Genomic DNA, 15,957 nt, shown 5'->3' on the forward strand with positions numbered 1-15,957 from the left:
CTGGACGGCGCCCGCGCGGTCAGTCGGTACTCCGCGCCCTGCGGGCGAGGAGCTTACCCACCTCCCACACGACGAGGAGCGCGACGGCGGACAGCAGGGCCCAGCCGAACTGCCGCGCGTCGATCTCGGTGGTGCCGAGGATGCGGCGGAACCCGTCCAGCTGGGTCACCGCGACCGCGAGGACGAACTGGGCGAGCGCGGTCCAGTTCATCTGCTTGCTGTCGAACGTGCTCGCCGTCAGCACCGATTCCGTCTCGCTGCGGCATTCGAACGCGGCCACGATCAGACAGAGCGCGAACGCCGTGAACGCGATCGAGCTGCCGACCTCGACGCTGTCGTAACGGGACTCGCCCAGCTTGATCAGCCCGAGCAGGATCAGGGTGATCGCCAGCCCGCTCAGGCCCACCGTCACCATCACCGGCCGGGTCAGCACCGACTCTCCCCGCGGACGCGGCCTGCGCCGCATGAGCCCCGCGCTCTCCTGGTCGAAGCCGAGCGCGAAGCCGAACGAGGCGTTGACCACGAAGTGGATCCACAGCACCTGCGGCGGAGTGAAGGGCTCACCGGCCGCGATGTTGAAGATGGTCGCCCCGAGGAAGGTCAGCACGAACGTGACCAGCAACAGCAGCACGAACCGGATGTACTTGGTGAGGTTGTCGTAAAGCTTGCGGCCCTGCTCCACGGCGTAGACGATCGTCGTGAAGTTGTCGTCGGACAGGATCATCCGGGCCGCGTTCTTCGCCACGTCCGTACCGCTGCCCATGGCGATGCCGATGTCGGCGGCCTTGATGGCGGGGGCGTCGTTGACCCCGTCGCCGGTCATCGCGACGACGGCGCCCTTCTTCTTGAGCGTGTCCGCGAGCATCACCTTGTGCTCGGGCGCGACCCGCCCCACCACTCCGATGCCGTCGATACGGGCGAGACGCTCGCTCTCCGGCAGCGCGGCGAAGTCGGCGCCGAGCACGGCCTCGCCCGGGATCCCCAGCTGCCGGGCGATGGCGGCACCCGTGGTGACGTCGTCCCCTGTCACCATCCGGACCCGGATGTGGGCCGCCTGGGCACTGGCCACCGCCGCCTTGGACTCCTCGCGGGGCGGGTCGACCATCCCGACCAGACTCGTCATCCGCAGCCCGGTGACATAGCCGAGCAGGTCGCCGTCCGGATCGAACGCGGCCGGGTCCAGGTCCCGGGTGGCCGCCGCCATCACCCGGCGTCCCTCCCCGCCCATGCGCTCGCCCTGCTCGTCGGCCCGCCTGCTGAGCTCCGCGTCCCAGGCGACGGTCGTGCCACCCGACAGCGCGGTCGTCGCACGCGCCTGCACCGCGGGGGCCGCGCCCTTGACGAAGCAGCGCACCACCGGACGCCCGCCGGCGTCCACGGTGGAGTTGAAGGTGGCCATCAGCTTGTACGTGGGGTCGAAGGGCAGTGTGGCGAGCCGGGGCATCCGCTCCCGGGTGGCCTCGACGTCAAGACCGGCCTTGTGGGCCAGCACCAGGAACGCGCCCTCGGTGGGATCGCCCACGACCTCGCCGTCCACCAGCTTGCCGTCGTTGGCGACGACGTACGGGAGGATCGCCTCCTCGATGCCCGCGGCGGAGCCCGCGGCGTGATGGATCCGCCCTTCGAGGCCGTAGCCCGTGCCCGAGACGGTGTAGCGGTCGGCGGGTGTCACCACCTCCACGGCCGTCATCTGGTTCATCGTCAGGGTGCCGGTCTTGTCCGAGTTGATCGCCGACGTGAACGCCAGGGTCTCGACGGACGGCAGTTCCTTCACGATCGCGTTGCGCTTCGCCAGGTTGAGACTGCCCACGGACAGGATCGCCTGGGTCACCGTGGGCAGGGCCTCGGGAATGGCGGCGATGGCCAGCGAGACCGCGCTGACGAACAGGGCGTCCCAGGCCTGGTCGCGGCTGCGGCCCAGCGCGAACATCACGATCATGGTCAGGCCGGCCGCGGCGGTGATCCACAGCGTCAGCGTGTCGAGTTCCGTGGTGAGCGGCGCCTCCTCCTTCTCGGTCGCCGACAGCATCTCCGAGATCTTGCCGAGTTCGGTGCCCTCACCCGTCCCGGTGACGACCACGAGACCGCTGCCGTGGGTGACCGGGGTGTGCATGAACGCCATGTTCGACTGATCGCCGGGTCCCAGCACGACCTTCGCCAGGGTCGCGGCGTCCTTCGACGCGGGGACGCTCTCGCCGGTGAGCGCCGACTCGTCGATCTGGAGCGCGTGGGCCTCGATGATCCGCCCGTCGGCGGGAACCTGGTCACCGGCGGAGATGTGCAGGACATCGCCCACGACGACCAGCTCCGCCGGGATCTCCGACTCGGTCCCGTCCCGCCGCACCCGGGCCGTCGCCGTGAGCATGGACTGGAGCGCGTTCATCGCGCTCTCGGCCTTCCCCTCCTGCCGCAGTCCCACGACCGCGTTCAGCAGCGTCAGCAGGAACAGGAGGATCGCGGTGCTCCACTCCGCGATCGCCAGCGAGACGACCGCCGCCACGACCAGCACGATCTGCATGTAGCTGCGGTACTGCTCGGCGAACCGCCGCCAGGCCGGCTTCGGCTTCTCCTCCGGCAGCGCGTTCGGCCCGTTCTCGGCCAGCAGTTCGGCGGCACGGGCCGCGGTGAGTCCGGACGCGGGGTCGACCCCGAAGGCCGAGGCGACGTCCTGCGGGTCACGCGCGTACCAGAGCTCCGGAGCGGCACGCTCCGGAGCCTTCGGGCCGCTCGACTGCATCGCCATCTCAGCTCTCCGATCCCGGTCCGGTCCGCCCTCGATGCCGCGCCGCGTACGGATCGGCCGGCGCGCCCTTCGGAGCGTCGGCCTCCAGCTCCCGCCGCGCGGCCCGGAGTTCCTTGCGCGCCTCCTTGCCGACGACCGGGTAGGAGGGATCGATGTCCATCAGCGTGTGCGCCAGGACCGCCGCCGTGGAGATGCGCGCGAACCACTTCCGGTCCGCCGGGACGACGTACCACGGCGCCCACGGCGTACTGGTGTGCGAGAGCATCTCGGAGAACGCGTGCTGGTAGTCGTCCCACCGCCGGCGCTCGCGGACATCGGCCGCGGAGAACTTCCAGTTCCGCTCCGGCAGGTCGAGACGCTTCATGAACCGGGTGCGCTGTTCCTCCTTGGACAGGTTCAGGAAGATCTTGACGACCTTGAACCCGTTGTCGGTGAGATAGCGCTCCCAGTCGTTGATCGCCCGATAGCGGCGGTCCCAGATGTCCGGCCCGCGCGCGTCCGCCGGCAGCCGCTGCCGGTCGAGGACCTCCGGATGCACCCGGACGACGAGCACCTCCTCGTAGTGCGAACGGTTGAAGATCGCGATGTCGCCGCGGGCGGGCAGCCGGGCCGCGTACCGCCACAGGTAGTCGTGGTCGAGCTCCTCGGCGGAGGGCTGCTTGAAGCTGCTGACCTTGACGCCCTGCGGGTTCACCCCGCTCATGACGTGCCGGATCGTGCCGTCCTTGCCCCCGGCGTCGAGCGCCTGGAGACACAGCAGGACGCCGTACGTGTCCTGGGCCGCCAGCCGTTCCTGGTACTCGGCGAGCAGCGAGACACCCGCGCGCAGCAGCTCCACGCCCTGCTTCTTCTTCAGGCCGCCCTTGTACCGGGGGTCGAAGTCCTCGCCCAGGTTCACCCGCGACCCCGGCTCGACCCGCAGCGGCTCGATGAGCTCCGCGACGCGTTCGGCTCTGGCATCCGTCATGACGACCCCGCCTCTTGTTCTGTCACGGTGCGCACCGCGTGGTCATGGGCCCTCACCGACACCGCCCAGGTCGGACGCGGAGGCGGGTGCCGGCCGGAGTCTGGCGGGGAGCAGGCGGCCCAGCAGGGGAGAGCGCCGCGGGCGCTCGGCGGACCGCTCCACCGTCCCCGCCGCTCTCGTCTCCCCGATTCCCGTCTCGCCCGGGGTCATGGGCGCGGGTGCGGTCCCTTCCCCTACGAGGCCGGAGAGCAGCGCGCGGACCCTGCGCTCGACCAGGATCGGGACGTACGTCTGCACCTTCGCCTGCCGGAAGGAGCCGCGGGCCGTGGCGACCACCTGGTCCACGACGGAGGGGTCGACCGAGGGGTACGCGGCCTTCAGCCGGGTGGCCAGCCGGTGGAGGGCGACCGCCTCGTCGTGACGGACGTCCTCGGGAGCCGTCGGCGCGGCCGGGGGACCGGTCCGCGTCTGCGGGGCGGGGGCGTGACCGGCCCCGCGGGCTGCTCCGCTCTCGTCGGCCGTGGCTGCCGGCTCGTCCGTCTTCATCGTTCGACCACCCGCGCGCTCGCAAGTCCCGAGCCTCAAGGGGCGAGGACCGCTTGGCCCACGGTCACGATCCGGCTGCCCCGAGACGGCTCGACGGCCGGGTTACGAGGCCGTCCCACTCATTCTGGGTCCGGTCGGTCGAAACCGCCTCACGGACGATCCGCCCCGGCCCGCGGTCTCACGGCTCTCGAACCCGCAGGGTCGGGTGGGGCGTGACCGCCCGCGCCACCCGACCCCTGCCCACGGCCGTGATCCGCGCCCGAGTCGTCCGACGGACGCGGACGGCACGGGATCGGGGGTATGGCCGAGGGAGGCGGGGCGGGTGGCGCGGGTCGCATGATGCTCGGTGCAGACGGGTTGGCTCGAATCACATCAGTGACGCGGGTAGACATAGGTCATCAAGTGCACATGCCATGAGGGGTGTTGCCTGTGCGGGGGCAGGGGGTCAGCCGAGGGCCTTGACCGCCTGGTAGTAGGTCCACGCGGTGCTGTCGCACGTCGTCTTCGAAACGCCGCTGTAGTTGGCGCAGACCCGCTCCAGGTCCGCATAGAGCATGCTGTCGAGGCGCGGTTTGTTGGCACTGAAGGTGCCGGCGGCCTTGTAGTTGCGATAGCCGAAGTCGTGCCGGGCGCACGAGGTGGCGAAGGGGAAGCCGAACGGGTTGTCCGGCGAGTCGGAGCAGTAGTCGGTGGACCAGTCGAACGCATACGCTGACCAGGCGGCCTGGTTGGCGCGGGCGGCCACCCAGGTGTTGTAGCTGGACGCGCTGGTCTGCGTCCAGTTGGACAGGACTTGGGGCTTGTCGGCGGGGGCGGCGCTAGCGGCTGTAGCGGTCGCCGTGACGGCGACGAGGGCCATGGCCGAGGCGGCGAGGCCGGTGGCGAGTCTTCGGTGCATCCCAACACCTCCATGAGGCTGCGACCCGCCCATCGGGCAGCAGGTTCATGACAAAGATGATCGGCATGACGACCCCTCTTGCCTAGAGTCTGGACCTCAACAATCAATTAACTCGCGGGACTTGGGGCTTCATGTTTCACGCCCGCGACCACCATGGCCGACTATGGCTGGATCTGTTCACCTGTTCTCGTCCGCGGGTCCCTGTACGTGTGTGCGCGGCGCCCCCATGTCCGCCGTCTGCCGTCTGCCGTCCGCCGTCCGCCGTCGGGCGCCGGAACGGAGTGCGGTACGTGACATCGGCGGTGCGCTGTCCGGCCGACAGGACATGGGCGCTGCGCCGCCTCGCCGAGAGGGCTTGACCGGGTGACCGGATCGGTCCGCTCCCGGACCCGATGAGGTCTGTCCCGACGGTGTGGGCGCCGGTCAGAGTGGAGGCATGACCCGAGCACTGATCGTCATCGACGTCCAGGAATCCTTCCGCGCCCACCCCCTGTGGGAGACCATCTCCGACCCGAAGATCAGCCACCAGGTGGACCGGCTCGTCGCGCTCGCCCGCCGGGCCGGGGACACGGTGGTGTGGGTCCTGCACTCGGAGCCCGGCAGCGGCGGCGTCTTCGACCCCGCCCTCGGCCATGTCCGGCTGATGGACGAGCTCACGCGCCAGGACGGGGAACCGCTGATCCACAAGACCTCGCACAACGCCTTCACCACCACCAACCTCCAGCAGCTCCTCACCGAACGCGGAGTCCGCGAACTCACGGTCTGCGGGATCCGCACCGAGCAGTGCGTCGAGACCACCACCCGGCTCGCGAGCGACCTCGGCTACCAGGTCACCTTCGTCACCGACGCCACCGCCACCAACCCCGTCCCGCACCGCGACGCCCCCGCCGGACAGAGCGTGGCGGAACTGCTGGCCGACCCCCGCACCCTGAGCACCGAGGACATCATCAGGCGCACCGAATACGCCCTGGCCGGACGCTTCGCCACCATCGCCACCGTCGAAGAGCTGGAGACCTCCGCCGCCTCTCGGGCATGATGACCGGATCGTGAGCCACATCGTCTTCTTCCTGGTGCCCGGAGTCCATCTGCTGGACCTGGCCGGCCCCGCGCAGGTCTTCTCCACGGCCACCGACTTCGGGCACCCCTACACCCTCGACTACGTCGCCGAGCAGCCACGGATCACCACCGCCCAGGGGCTGCCCCTGCTGGCCCGGACCGACTGGCCCGAGCTCGTCCCCGAGGACCTGATCGTCGTGCCCGGCTGGCGCGCGCCCACCCTCGGCGGCGGCCCTCCCATAGACGAGGAGAGCCTGCGGATCCTGCGGGAGCACCACACCCGGGGCGGCACCGTCGCCAGCGTCTGCGCGGGAGCCGACGCGCTCGGCCGCGCCGGGCTGCTCGACGGCCGCCGGTGCACCACCCACCACGACGTCCAGGACGAACTCGCCCGCCGCCACCCGAAGGCGACCGTGATCCGCGACGTCCTTTACACGCAGGACGACCGGGTGGTCACCTCGGCGGGCATCGCCAGCGGGATCGACCTGGCCCTGCACCTGATCGCCACCCGGCACGGCCCGGCCGTGGCCGCCCAGGTCGCCCGGGACATGGTGGTCTACGCACGGCGCAACGGCCACGAATCCCAGGCCAGCACGATGCTCCGGCACCGGTCCCACCTGGACGACACCGTGCACCGCGCCCAGGACCTGCTCGACGCCCGCTTCGACCACCCGGTGCCCCTGCCCGAACTCGCCGCCGCCGTGGGCGTCAGCGAACGCACCCTCACCCGGCTCTTCGCCCGCGCGACCGGCGGTCTCACCCCGCTGCGCTACCAGCAGGCCCTGCGTCTGGAGCGCGCCGAGCACCTCATCAGCCACGGGGTCACCGTCGACGCCGCCGCCCGCGCGGTGGGCTTCGAGGACGCCCGCATGCTGCGCCGCCTGCGAGCACGCGCGGCCTGACCTCAGGACTCCTGTCCGGCCCCCGTGAGCGTCGACCGCTGGCGCGCGGCGCGCACGGCCGCCGTCAGCGAGGCGATGTCGTACGCGCCGTAGTGACGCCGGCCGTCGACGAAGAACGTCGGCGTGCCCGAGACGCCGCTGAGGTCCGCCGACTCGACGTCCCGGGCGATCCGGGCCGCGCCCGCCCCGCCCCGCAGGTCCTCGCGGAAACGGCCGCTGTCCAGGCCGAGCCGGTCCGCGTACCGGAACAGGTCCTTCGGCCCCAGGTCGCCCTGGTGCCCCATGAGCAGGTCGTGCATCTCCCAGTAGCGGTCCTGCCGGGCCGCGGCCTCGGCCGCCTGCGCGGCGAGCTGGGCGTTGGGGTGCACATCGGTGAGCGGCAGATGGCGCCACACATAGCGGACGTCACCGAAGTCGGCGAGCAGTGCACGGACCACGGACTCGGCCAGACCGCAGTACGGACACTCGAAGTCCCCGTACTCCACGAGGGTCACCGGCGCGTCGAGCGGCCCGCGCACATGGTCGTGTTCCACGTCGACGGGTTCGCTCAGATCGACGATCGCCCGGCCGGTGCCGAGAAGCGCCAGCGCGCGGGAGCGCCCGGACAGAGCACCGATCACCAGCGTGACGACCCAGGTGAGCAGGAACGAACCCGCGACCGCCGCCAGAATCCCGATCTTCGCCTGCGCCAGCCGGGCGCCGTCGAAGGCCAGCGACGCGATCAGCAGCGCCACCGTGAACCCCACCCCGGCCAGCGTGCCGCCCGCGGTGATGGCACCCCAGCCCACCGGCGGGTGCAGCCGCCCTCGGCCCGCGCGCGTGGTCAGCCAGGTGCCGCCGATGACGCCGACGGGCTTGCCGAGCAGATAGCCGAAGAGGATGCCGAGCGTGACGGGGGAGGTGAACGCGTCGGCCAGCTGACCGGCGCTCAGCGTGATACCGGCGTTGGCCAGCGCGAACAGCGGCACGATCACATAACTGGTCCAGGGATGGAACATCCGCTGGAGCCGTTCGTTCGGCGAGAGCGTCGAGGCGAGACCGCGCCGCACCGTGCGCTCCAGCTCCGGCGTCGGCTGCTCGCGAAAACGCCGGAACAGCCGGCTGGCGTGCTCCAGATCGCTGCGCTCGGCCGCGTACGCGTACGTCAGCATGCCCATCGCCAGGCCCGTCACCACGGGGTCGACGCCCGACTTCAGGAGAGCCACCCAGATCGCCACGCCCAGCACTCCGTACAGGGACGGAACCCGCGCGCCGATCGTGCGCCGCAGCAGCAGGACGACCACGAACAGGGCGAGCGCCGTCAGCAGCGCGGGCAGTTCGATGGTGCCGCTGTAGGCGAAGACGACGACGGCCAGGGCCAGGAAGTCGTCCACGACGGCGATGGTGAGCATGAAGACCCGCAGGCTCCCGGGCAGCCGCGAGCCGAAGACGGCGAGCATGCCCAGGGCGAACGCGGTGTCCGTCGACATGGCGGCACCCCAGCCGTGCGCCGCCGAGCCGTGACCCCCGGTGATGGCCAGGTACACGACGACGGGGACGACCATGCCGCACAGTCCCGCCAGCAGCGGCAGGGTGACCCGGCGCCGCTCCCGCAGCTCGCCCAGATCGAACTCGCGCCGCGCCTCCAGACCGACGACGAAGAAGAACAGGGTCATCAGTCCGCTGTTCACCCACGCGCGCAGGTCCATCGACACCCCGCCCGACCCGACCCGGATCGACAGCTCGGTGCTCCACACCTTCTCGTACGTGCCGGGGCCGATGTTCGCCCAGGCCAGCGCCAGCAGCGCGGCGGCCAGCAGCACGGCGGCGCTGCCCGTCTCCGTCCGCAGGAACGCGTTCAACGGACTGCGGGCGCGGTTGCCGCACTGGGTACTGCCGGACATGGGCGAGGCGTCGGAAGACATGGTCACTCTCCGATTCTCGCCCCGGACCCGGCACTTCCCCACGCGACCGCGGCCCGCTGCCGGCCGCCGGCGCGGCAAACGGGCACCCGGACCGGTCAGGATGTGAGAAGCGCCGACGGCCCTGACTCGCCTAGCGTGGCGCAAGACGCCCCCGGCGCGCCGCGCGAAGCTGGTTGGATCGGGGGAGGCGATGCCGGCGGGGTCCGCGAAGGCGGCTCCGCCCGACAGATGGAGACACGATGAGCAAGGCCACGAGGACGGACCCGCGGCCGTCCGCGCCGCATGGTGCCGACAGCCACGATCTGATCCGGGTGCTCGGCGCGCGCGAGAACAATCTCAAGGACGTCAGCATCGAGATCCCCAAGCGCCGGCTGACGGTGTTCACCGGGGTCTCCGGCTCGGGCAAGAGCTCGTTGGTGTTCAACACGATCGCCGCCGAGTCGCAAAGGCTGATCAACGAGACGTACAGCAGCTTCGTGCAGGGGTTCATGCCCACGCTCTCGCGGCCCGAGGTCGACGTCCTGGAGGGCCTGACCACCGCGATCATCGTCGACCAGCAGCGGATGGGCGCCGACCCCCGCTCCACCGTGGGAACGGCCACCGACGCCAACGCCATGCTGCGCATCCTGTTCAGCCGCCTCGGCAAGCCGCACATCGGGCCGCCCAGCGCGTACGCGTTCAACGTCCCCTCGGTCAGCGCGAGCGGGGCCATCACCGTGGAGCGCGGCGCCAAGAAGGCGGTGAAGGCGACCTTCAACCGCACCGGCGGCATGTGTCCGCGCTGCGAGGGCCGCGGCGCGGTCTCCGACATCGACCTCACCCAGCTCTACGACGACTCCAAGTCCCTCAACGACGGCGCGATCACCATCCCCGGGTACGGCTCGGACGGCTGGAACATGCGGCTCTACAAGGAGTCCGGCTTCGTCGACCCGGACAAGCCGATCCGCAAGTACACCAAGAGGGAGCTCCACGACTTCCTCCATCACGAGCCGACCCGCATGAAGATCGCGGGCATCAACATGACGTACGAGGGACTCGTCCCGCGGATCCAGAAGTCGATGCTCTCCAAGGACAAGGAGGCGATGCAGCCGCACATCCGGGCGTTCGTGGACCGGGCCGTCACCTTCGCCGCCTGCCCCGAGTGCGAGGGCACCCGGCTCAGCGAGGGCGCCCGTGCGTCGAAGATCGAGCGCGTCAGCATCGCCGACGCCTGCGCGATGCAGATCAGCGACCTGGCCGCATGGGTCGGCGGCCTCGACGAGCCCTCCGTCGCGCCGCTGCTCGCCGCGCTCCGGCAGACCCTCGAATCGTTCGTGGAGATCGGCCTCGGCTACCTCGCCCTGGACCGCCCTGCGGGCACGCTCTCCGGCGGCGAGGCACAGCGCGTCAAGATGATCCGGCACCTCGGCTCCTCGCTCACCGACGTCACCTACGTCTTCGACGAGCCCACGGCCGGACTGCACCCGCACGACATCCAGCGGATGAACGACCTGCTGCTGCGACTGCGGGACAAGGGCAACACCGTGCTGGTCGTGGAGCACAAGCCCGAGACCATCGTGATCGCCGACCATGTCGTCGATCTCGGCCCCGGCGCCGGTACGGGCGGCGGCTCCGTCTGCTTCGAGGGCACGGTCGAGGAACTGCGCAAGGGCGACACCGTCACCGGCCGTCACTTCGACGACCGGGCCAAGGTCAAGGAGACCCCGCGCGAGCCCACCGGCACGCTGGAGATCCGCGGCGCGTCGGCGAACAACCTGCGGGACGTGGACGTCGACATCCCGCTCGGGGTGCTGGTCGTCGTCACCGGTGTCGCGGGCTCCGGGAAGAGCTCGCTGGTCCACGGGTCGATCCCCACCGACGAGGGCGTGGTGTCGGTCGACCAGGCCCCGATCCGCGGTTCGCGGCGCAGCAACCCGGCGACGTACACCGGTCTGCTCGACCCGATCCGCAAGGCCTTCGCCAAGGCCAACGACGTCAAGCCGGCCCTGTTCAGCGCCAACTCCGAGGGTGCCTGCCCCACTTGCAACGGCGCCGGCGTCATCTACACGGACCTCGCCACGATGGCCGGTGTCGCCACCACCTGCGAGGACTGCGAGGGCAAGCGGTTCGACGCCTCCGTCCTTGAGTACCACCTCGGCGGCCGTGACATCAGCGAGGTCCTGGCGATGTCGGTGGACGAGGCCGGGGAGTTCTTCGGCGCCGGTGAGGCGCACACGCCGGCCGCGCAGCGGATCCTCGCGCGGCTCGCCGACGTCGGACTCGGCTATCTCACCCTCGGACAGCCCCTCACCACGCTGTCCGGCGGCGAGCGCCAGCGGCTCAAGCTCGCCACGCACATGGGCGACAAGGGCGGCGTGTACGTCCTCGACGAGCCGACCACCGGACTGCACCTCGCCGACGTCGAGCAGCTGCTCGGGCTCCTCGACCGGCTCGTCGACTCGGGCAAGTCCGTCATCGTCGTCGAGCACCACCAGGCGGTCATGGCCCACGCCGACTGGATCATCGACCTCGGCCCGGGAGCCGGCCACGACGGCGGGCGGCTCGTGTTCGAGGGCACCCCGGCGGACCTGATCGCCGCCCGCTCCACCCTCACCGGCGAACACCTGGCCACGTACGTCGGCGCCTGACCGGATCGGATCGCGTGACACGGGGGCGGCTTCCGGCAGTGACGGGGAGCCGCCCCCGAGGGCGGGAGGGGGGCGGCTTCCGGCACCGATCGGGGCCGCTCCCGGCCGCGGGCACGCCCGTCCCCGGCGGCAGTCGGGGACCGGAGGCCGACACACCTGCCCCCGGCAGCGGGCTGGGGCGGTTCCCGGCGGACGTCGGGACCGGAGGCCGGCACGCTCGTCCCCGGCGGCGGTCGGGCCCCGTACGGGCAGGCCCGCCCCCCCAGCGGCTCCGCGCGCGCCCGCTGCGGATCGCACCTACGGTTGACGCACACAGTGGCGTCCGCGGACAGCGACTTCCTCCGCCCTCGGCGCCCCGTCACCGCATCAGGAGGCCGGCCATCATGACCACAGCATCCGACACCCCTGTTCTCGACACCATCGCCGCCATGACCGTCGACTCCGTCGAGCGGTGCGAACTGCCCCCGGACCAGCTCCTCCTCACGCGCATCGCCGCGCTCGCGGCCTCCGACGCGCCCCCCATCTCCTACCTCGCGCACATCGACCCCGCCATCAAGGCCGACCTGACCATGGCTCAGGTGCAGGACGTCCTGGTGGCCATCGCGCCCATCGTCGGCACGGCCCGGGTGATGACGGCGGCCGGCCACATCGCCACGGCGTTCGGCGTCGCGATCGCGGTCGCCGAGCAGGAGCTCGAAGGTCAGGGCTAGGCCTTACTCGCTCTCCGTGCCGCCCGGCCCTCCGGATCACCGCTCGAACGGGAGCCCGTCGCCCCGAGCGCCGGGCTCCGACCCGCTCCGCTGCTGTCTGCCCTGCTGGACCGCCGACACCAGGAGCCGGGCGGCCACGCCGATCAGCAGCACGTTCACCGCCATCTGCCCTGTCACCACCACCCGGGCCGTCTCACTGCGCGCGGTGATGTCCCCGAAGCCGACCGTGCTGAAGACCGTCACGGTGAAGTACAGGGCGTCGGTGCGCGTCAGTGTCTCGCTGAAGCTGCCCGGCGCGCTGCGTTCCATCACGTAGTAGGCCGTCGCGAACAGGAGCATGTACAGCGGTGCGCTGGTCGCCAGGGCCTCCATGGCCCGCAGTTCGGGCCGCGGCGCGCGGGTGATCTCCCTGATCTGCCAGGCCAGCAGCAGAGCCACCGCCGCGATGCCGCCGACGAGAGAGACGACGGTGGTCGGCGTGAAGGGCTTGTCCAGCGGGAGCAGGTAGTAGAGCGTCACGAGAACGGCCGAGGTCAGAAGCGATCGCAGGGTGGAGCGGATCGCCTCGCGATGGTTCCTCCAGAAACTCCTGACCACCGTTTCGCCCCGCTGCCGTCCGCCACCGCCCGAGCGACCGTGCCGACTCGTGGACCCAGCCTCGCCGGAGCCTCGGGCTCCACGCCGCAGGCGCACCACGTGGTCACCGGAATGGCGGAGCCCTCGTCTCGGCCCCTCGCCCGCACCGCCGCACCGGCGTCACCGCGCGGCGGCCCGCTCCCGCGCCTCCCGGAGCTCACCGCGCACGTCCTCGCGTCCCGCCTACGGGAAGCCCGTCGGCGTGGCAGCCGCCCCAGTCGCCCGCCGCCTTGCGCCCTCCCGCGGGGCGTAGCCAGGGCGCACGAGGGCCGCGCGGCACGGACACACCGGGGTAGCCGCTCCCTTCGCCGGGAACGGCGTCAGTTCGCCCCCGCCGACCGGTACGGCCGGAAGAACGCCCGCAGTTCCTCCGCGTAGATCCCGGGCTCCTCGAACGGGGCGAAGTGTCCGCCGCGGGGCGGCTCGGAGACGTGGGCGAGGTTCGTCGTGCGTTCGAGCCACGCCCTCGGCGGACGCACCAAGTCGGCCGGGAACAGCGAGAATCCGGAGGGCACCTCGACCCGGCGGGCCAGTTGCGCGGGAGGGATCGCTCCGTTCGCCCGATACATGCGCATCGAGGAGCCGATCGTCCCCGTGAGCCAGTAGAGCGTCACGTTCGTGAGGATCTCGTCCTTCGTGAAGGCCCGTTCGACGTCCCCGCCGCAGTCGCTCCAGGCCCGGAGCTTCTCCACGATCCAGGCCGCGAGCGCGGCCGGTGAATCGGTCAGGCCCACGGCGGCGGTCTGCGGCTTGGTGCGGTGCATCGCGGCGTACGCGCCCTCGGTGGCACCCCAGGACACCGCGCGCTCCCTCCACGCGCGCTCCTCGGGAGTGAGGTCGGCCGGGTCCCCGGTGAACACGGGCAGACCCCCGTCCATGCGGTGGACGGCCACCACGTGGTCGGGATGGTCCAGCGCGAGATAGCGGCTGACGTGGCTGCCGATGTCACCGCCGGCCGCGCCGAACCGCTCGTACCCGAGCACCCGCATGAGCTCGGCCCAGAGGCCGGCCACGGCGATCGAGTCGAGCGGCTCGCCCGCTGGGCGGTCGGAGTGTCCGTAGCCGGGCATGTCGGGCACGACGACATCGAAGGCGTCGGCGGGATCACCGCCGTGCGCGCCCGGATCGGTCAGCAGCGGGATCACCTTCGTGTACCGCCAGAACGAGTCCGGCCACCCGTGGCTGAGCACCAGCGGCAGCACGGGCCCGGTCGGCGCGACGGCCCTGGCGTGCACGAAGTGGATGCCCAGACCGCCGAGCCGGACACGGAAGCGGGGGAGCCGGGCGAGCTCCGCCTCCCGGGCCGGCCAGTCGAATCCGTCGGCCCAGTACGCGACGAGCTCGCGCAGATAGCCGAGGTCGGTCCCCAGCGACCACCCGGCGTCCTCGGGGGCGTCCGGCCAGCGCGTCCTGCGCAGCCGGGAGCGGAGATCGTCGAGCGCGGACGGATCGGTGCGCGCGGTGAACGGCACAGGACACGGCGGGACATCGGCCATGCCCGCATCCTAGAGAGCGCGCCGGGCGGATCGGCGCCACCGGCTCGCGCCGTGGCCGCTCGCGGGGCCGCGACGTCGAAGGGCGGGAGCCCGGCACAGGGTGCCCGACTCCCGCCCGGGGAACGCGTCCGCTCAGGTGCGGTAGGCGTAGTACGCGGCGTTCGGGTACGACGCGATGATGCTCGCCAGCGACCGGTTGTAGGTGTTGGTCGAGTGGTACGACACGTACGGCACACCCTGCGGGCTGCGGTACGTGACGATCATCGTGTGGTCCTTGGACCCGTCCTTGTTGAAGTCCATCTGGATGACGTCACCGACGTCGGCCTGATAGACGTTCGCGAGGCTGGTGACCCGCTTCGACGACAGCGCGAACCACGAGAACTCGTTGACACCGACGAACGAGTCCGACTGGATCTCGGAGTTGCCGAACCACTTGTGGAAGTCGGTCCCGTCACCGGGAACGTGCTTCCAGCCGCCGGCCTTCAGGGTCTGGCTGACGAAGTTCGTGCAGTCTCCGCCGGCGCCCTCCCCGTTGAAGTCCGGGTACGCCGGGTTGTACGTCTTCCAGTACTTCGCGGCGTACGCGGCCATCGCCTTGTAGTCGTAGCCGGTCGCCGAGAAGTTCTTCGGCTTCGCCGGCGCCGGCTGCGTGATGGCGGCACGGGTCGCCGAGGGCGGCGTGCTGTCACCGGTCATCGGCGTGACGACGGACGGCGCGGCCTGGACCTGGTTGACCGCGACCCCGGCGTCCGTGTCATGGACCCCCGTGAGCTGCCAGTCGCCCTTGCGGTCGGCCTTGAACGTCAGAGTGTGGTGCGCCTCGAAGCCGGTGGTCTTCGGCTCCGAGCCCGTGGCCTTGTCGTAGGCCAGCGTCGTCGTCTCGGTGACGTCGACCGTGGCCTGACGGCCCTTCACCCGCGTACGGTCCAGCGACACCGTGGTGTTGCCCGAACGGTACTTCTCGCCGAGCTCCGCCAGGCGGGCCTTGCGGCTCTCCAGCTTCGCCAGCGCGGACTTCTCGGCACGCGACTGGGTCGAGGACAGGCGTACGTCGCCGGAGAACCGAGACGTCTTCTGCTTCGTTGCGTCGCTGCCCACCAGGGCGTCGGTACGGTCGGTGAAGACCGCGTCCGCCAGCTTCTGGAAGGTCGCCCTCGTGGACGCGTCCACCTGCGGGTCGGCGGTGACACTCGCCGCGCCCGCGGACCAGTTGGGCAGCAGGGCTGCGCCGGCGACGACCGAGGCGGCCGCCGCCCCGACTATGGTCGCGCGTTGCCGCTTACGGCTCAGTTTCCTTGATTTCAATGGGGATCCCCTCTACACCGGTATTCGATACCGGAGCCGCATCCTCGCACGACGTGTGTGTCCCTTGTGAAGGGGGTTGCCGAAGCGGTATCGAGGCACGGCGGCCGAACGCCGCAGCTCCGCGCTCCGGCCGGCGGTCCCCGGCGGCGGCCGGTGGGCCGAGGACC

The 15,957-nt window shown here is 71.2% G+C and carries 12 protein-coding genes; 4 read left to right on the forward strand and 8 right to left on the reverse strand.

The window, feature by feature from the left end:
* Window positions 1-19 precede the first annotated feature (19 nt).
* The 4 genes from ACZ4AA_RS16050 to ACZ4AA_RS16065 all read right to left on the reverse strand — a co-directional run bounded on the left by ACZ4AA_RS16050 (window position 20) and on the right by ACZ4AA_RS16065 (window position 5,154).
* Window positions 20-2,737, reverse strand: coding sequence for a cation-translocating P-type ATPase (locus ACZ4AA_RS16050; protein WP_467602457.1), 2,718 nt, complete (start codon window positions 2,735-2,737; stop codon window positions 20-22).
* Between the two features lie 7 nt (window positions 2,738-2,744).
* Window positions 2,745-3,710 carry a polyphosphate kinase 2 family protein gene (locus ACZ4AA_RS16055; RefSeq protein ID WP_467601552.1) on the reverse strand — a complete coding sequence of 322 codons (966 nt, stop codon included), beginning with the start codon at window positions 3,708-3,710 and terminating at the stop codon, window positions 2,745-2,747.
* A 42-nt stretch (window positions 3,711-3,752) separates the two neighbouring features.
* On the reverse strand, window positions 3,753-4,256 hold the full coding sequence (locus tag ACZ4AA_RS16060) for a three-helix bundle dimerization domain-containing protein (protein WP_467601554.1): 504 nt from the start codon (window positions 4,254-4,256) through the stop codon (window positions 3,753-3,755).
* 445 nt (window positions 4,257-4,701) lie between these two features.
* On the reverse strand, window positions 4,702-5,154 hold the full coding sequence (locus ACZ4AA_RS16065; protein WP_467601556.1) for a phospholipase: 453 nt from the start codon (window positions 5,152-5,154) through the stop codon (window positions 4,702-4,704).
* Window positions 5,155-5,590: 436 nt separating this feature from the next.
* Here ACZ4AA_RS16065 and ACZ4AA_RS16070 point away from each other — a divergent pair, with 436 nt between their 5' ends.
* Complete coding sequence (locus tag ACZ4AA_RS16070) at window positions 5,591-6,190, forward strand: cysteine hydrolase family protein (protein WP_467601558.1); 600 nt, start codon at window positions 5,591-5,593, stop codon at window positions 6,188-6,190.
* 10 nt (window positions 6,191-6,200) lie between these two features.
* A complete protein-coding gene (locus ACZ4AA_RS16075) occupies window positions 6,201-7,112 on the forward strand; it encodes a GlxA family transcriptional regulator (RefSeq protein WP_467601560.1) in 912 nt (303 codons plus the stop codon).
* A 2-nt stretch (window positions 7,113-7,114) separates the two neighbouring features.
* Here ACZ4AA_RS16075 and nhaA read toward each other — a convergent pair whose 3' ends face one another.
* Window positions 7,115-9,016: a Na+/H+ antiporter NhaA gene (gene nhaA / locus ACZ4AA_RS16080; RefSeq protein ID WP_467602459.1), complete on the reverse strand. Its 1,902-nt coding sequence runs from the start codon at window positions 9,014-9,016 to the stop codon at window positions 7,115-7,117.
* Between the two features lie 239 nt (window positions 9,017-9,255).
* Between nhaA and ACZ4AA_RS16085 the strand changes: the two genes are divergently transcribed.
* Both ACZ4AA_RS16085 and ACZ4AA_RS16090 read left to right on the forward strand, forming a co-directional pair.
* Complete coding sequence (locus tag ACZ4AA_RS16085; RefSeq protein ID WP_467601562.1) at window positions 9,256-11,643, forward strand: ATP-binding cassette domain-containing protein; 2,388 nt, start codon at window positions 9,256-9,258, stop codon at window positions 11,641-11,643.
* Window positions 11,644-12,026: 383 nt separating this feature from the next.
* The gene (locus tag ACZ4AA_RS16090; protein ID WP_467601564.1) at window positions 12,027-12,353 is read left to right on the forward strand and encodes a carboxymuconolactone decarboxylase; all 327 of its coding nucleotides are present in this window, start codon (window positions 12,027-12,029) and stop codon (window positions 12,351-12,353) included.
* Window positions 12,354-12,389: 36 nt separating this feature from the next.
* Here ACZ4AA_RS16090 and ACZ4AA_RS16095 read toward each other — a convergent pair whose 3' ends face one another.
* From ACZ4AA_RS16095 to ACZ4AA_RS16105, 3 genes are all read right to left on the reverse strand, one after another.
* Window positions 12,390-12,872 carry a potassium channel family protein gene (locus tag ACZ4AA_RS16095; protein ID WP_467601566.1) on the reverse strand — a complete coding sequence of 161 codons (483 nt, stop codon included), beginning with the start codon at window positions 12,870-12,872 and terminating at the stop codon, window positions 12,390-12,392.
* 437 nt (window positions 12,873-13,309) lie between these two features.
* Window positions 13,310-14,485: an epoxide hydrolase family protein gene (locus tag ACZ4AA_RS16100; RefSeq protein WP_467601568.1), complete on the reverse strand. Its 1,176-nt coding sequence runs from the start codon at window positions 14,483-14,485 to the stop codon at window positions 13,310-13,312.
* A gap of 132 nt (window positions 14,486-14,617) precedes the next feature.
* Complete coding sequence (locus ACZ4AA_RS16105) at window positions 14,618-15,790, reverse strand: amidase domain-containing protein (protein WP_467601570.1); 1,173 nt, start codon at window positions 15,788-15,790, stop codon at window positions 14,618-14,620.
* Window positions 15,791-15,957: the final 167 nt, after the last annotated feature.

This window comes from Streptomyces sp. NPDC024698 (assembly GCF_055559015.1).